General features: G+C 66.0%; 4 protein-coding genes and 1 pseudogene. All 5 read left to right on the top strand.

Annotated elements, in window-relative coordinates:
- A pseudogene (locus tag RhoFasB10_RS25615) lies at positions 1-220 on the top strand (hypothetical protein); the annotation flags it as partial.
- Positions 217-963, top strand: coding sequence for an ESX secretion-associated protein EspG (locus tag RhoFasB10_RS25620; protein ID WP_277345910.1), 747 nt, complete (start codon positions 217-219; stop codon positions 961-963). The pseudogene RhoFasB10_RS25615 and the gene RhoFasB10_RS25620, both read left to right, overlap by 4 nt.
- Positions 964-1,027: 64 nt before the next feature.
- Complete coding sequence (locus RhoFasB10_RS25625; RefSeq protein WP_167679301.1) at positions 1,028-1,627, top strand: hypothetical protein; 600 nt, start codon at positions 1,028-1,030, stop codon at positions 1,625-1,627.
- Positions 1,627-1,848 (top strand): helix-turn-helix transcriptional regulator, encoded by a 222-nt coding sequence (locus tag RhoFasB10_RS25630; protein ID WP_114330024.1) that lies wholly within the window; start codon positions 1,627-1,629, stop codon positions 1,846-1,848. The genes RhoFasB10_RS25625 and RhoFasB10_RS25630 overlap by 1 nt, the downstream gene beginning before the upstream one ends.
- A 101-nt stretch (positions 1,849-1,949) precedes the next feature.
- Positions 1,950-2,518 (top strand): TerD family protein (locus tag RhoFasB10_RS25635; protein ID WP_167679303.1); only part of this gene is annotated, 569 nt, incomplete at its 3' end.

Raw genomic sequence — 2,518 nt, forward strand, 5'->3', positions numbered from 1 at the left:
GGGCGGGACGGGCGGCAGCGCAGGCGGCGTCGCAGGTGCGACGACGGCGCACGGGCGTCCCGGCGCTCCGGGTATGGGCGCGATGGCACCCGGCGCGGGTAGAGGCGGCACCGACGGCGACGACGTTCACAAGACTCCGGGCTACCTCGTCGACGCGATCAACGGCGACGAGCTGATCGGCACCCTTCCCCTGGTCGCGCCGCCGGTACTCGGCGAATGATAGAGCGGCAGTGGGTCTTTCGCGGTCTCGAGTTCCGGAGCCTGATGCGCAGCGTCGGTCGGGACAGACTGCCGTTTCCGCTCCAGTTCCGTCCGCTCGTCGCGTCGGCGGAGGAGTACGCCCGGCAACAACACGACGCCGATGTCCTGGCGGCGTCGGCCCTCGACGACGATCTTCGAGTCTCGTTGCGTGTCCTGGTAGATCCGACGTACCGCATCGAGGTCGTCGGTCACCACCGACGGCGTGGACCCGAGCCGGAGAAGGTTCGCGCGCACGCCGCAGTGCAGCACGACGTCGGCGTCGTCCTGGTCCAGGATCCCGGCGTCGACGACGCGACCGGACACGACGTGACGGTCACGCTCGTCGACAGTCGTCACGCGGCACGTCTCGTCCTGGGGGCTCTTCCCGTCTGCGGTTCGGGTGACTCGCCACGGCTCGACGTGGTTCGGAGACAAACGGATTCGAACGAGGCCATGGTGCGTGCTGCGACGCGCACATCGGACCGCGAGCGCGCAGACCAGCTTCTCGGCCGTCCCCAGTCGAGTGCGGGCGAAATTCTGATCTGCAGAGGTGCGTCGATCGACGGACGCCCCGATGACACCGCAGCCGGCTTCCACTGGATCGACATCGACGGCGACGGACGCTACATCGTCCGGCACGGATCGATCGTCAGCATTCTTCCCGCCTCCCCGGCGGATCTCGAACACGAGGTGAGGCGCGCAGTCGACGACGTCACCCGTTGACACCCCATCGATTTTCGATACCCTATCGATAGTCGTTGTTATCGATTGTCGATATGGAGGCGTCGTGGAGAACCGATTTGCCGGCTTGGTCCGCCAGAACAGACTGCTCGCTGGCCTCTTCGCGGCGGCGATCGTGTTGTGGGCGTTATGGGACGTCGTGCAGTTTCATCGTTCCACCACGGTCGGGGCCGTACTCGAGGCGAACGACAAGCAACCCGTCCTCCCGATGTTCGGTGCCGAGTTCACGCCGGGAAACATCGTCGAGATCACCGTCGCGAAATCTGATCTGGGCCACCTGCAGGGGTTCGTCACGTTCTGCGGATACGCCCAGCCCATCGCCGTGATGGTCGTACTGCTGTTCGGCCTGCTGTTTCTCTACCGATTCACCGTCGACGTGCTGACCGGGCAGCCCTTCACGAAGCGCGCCAATTCGAACCTGCTCATGGTGGGTGTCGCGGTCGTCGCCTACCCGATCGTGCCGGGCATCTTCGGGCGTCTCGGCACGAATTCCGTTATCGGTGCACTCGATCTGGATACGTTCGACTCGGCGAGCTCGGTCGTAAGCGTCTGGACAGCGCTCGGAATTGCGTTCTTCCTTCAACTCGTCTTCGTCGCCATGCAGCAGGGCGCCAGACTCGCCGAGGACACCGAGGGCCTCGTCTGATGGGTGACGCCCCCGACCACCTGATCACTTGTCACCTCGGCGAAGTTCTCGACGCCCGCGGAATGACGCTCGCCGAGCTGTCACGTCTGGCCGGAGTGAGCGTCGTGAATCTCTCGGTCCTGAAGAACGACCGGGCCAAGGCGATTCGGTTCTCGACGCTGACCGCCATCTGTCGGGTGTTGAACTGCAGCCCTGGCGAGCTGTTCACCGTCCGCGACTGAGCACGAGCAATCGGACAAATCGACCCAGTACATTGGAGGAGGCCATCCGCTATCCCACTCGAATCGAAGGACACACATTGTCTGCTCCCGCCGGTCAGCCCTTGGTGAAGGGACAGAACGGACCGATCTCCGCCAGTGACGTGATCGTGTCGGTGCAGCTCACCGCACCCGCTGACCTGTCGGCCCTGCTGGTCACCTCCACCGGCAACGTCCGCTCCGACGCCGACTTCGTGTTCTTCAACCAGCCGCAGGGCCCCGGCGTTCGCCTCGTACCCGGCGCAGCCGGACAACCCGCGCAGCTGGCCATCTCGCTGGCGCAGATCCCCGCGGACATCGAGCAGATCCGCGCCGTCATCACGCTGGAGGACGCGTCGAGCAACTTCGGTCGTTCCGCGCCGCCTACGGCGTTCGTCTCCGACGGGCAGGGCACGCCGCTGTTCCACTACACCGTCGACGGCCTGAGCAGTGAATCCATCGTCATCGCGCTCGAGGTGTATCGGCGCGCAGGCGCGTGGAAGGTCCGCGCCGTCGGCCAGGGATATGCCGGTGGATTCGCCGCCCTCGTCACCGATCACGGAGTCAGCGTCGACGACGAGCCCGCCGCACAACCCGCGCCGGCGCAGCCGGTCTCGACCCCCGCGCCGACGCCGCCTCCCGCCCCGCCTGCACC

This window comes from Rhodococcus sp. B10 (assembly GCF_011770055.1).
Taxonomy (GTDB): Bacteria; Actinomycetota; Actinomycetes; order Mycobacteriales; family Mycobacteriaceae; genus Rhodococcoides; species Rhodococcoides kyotonensis_B.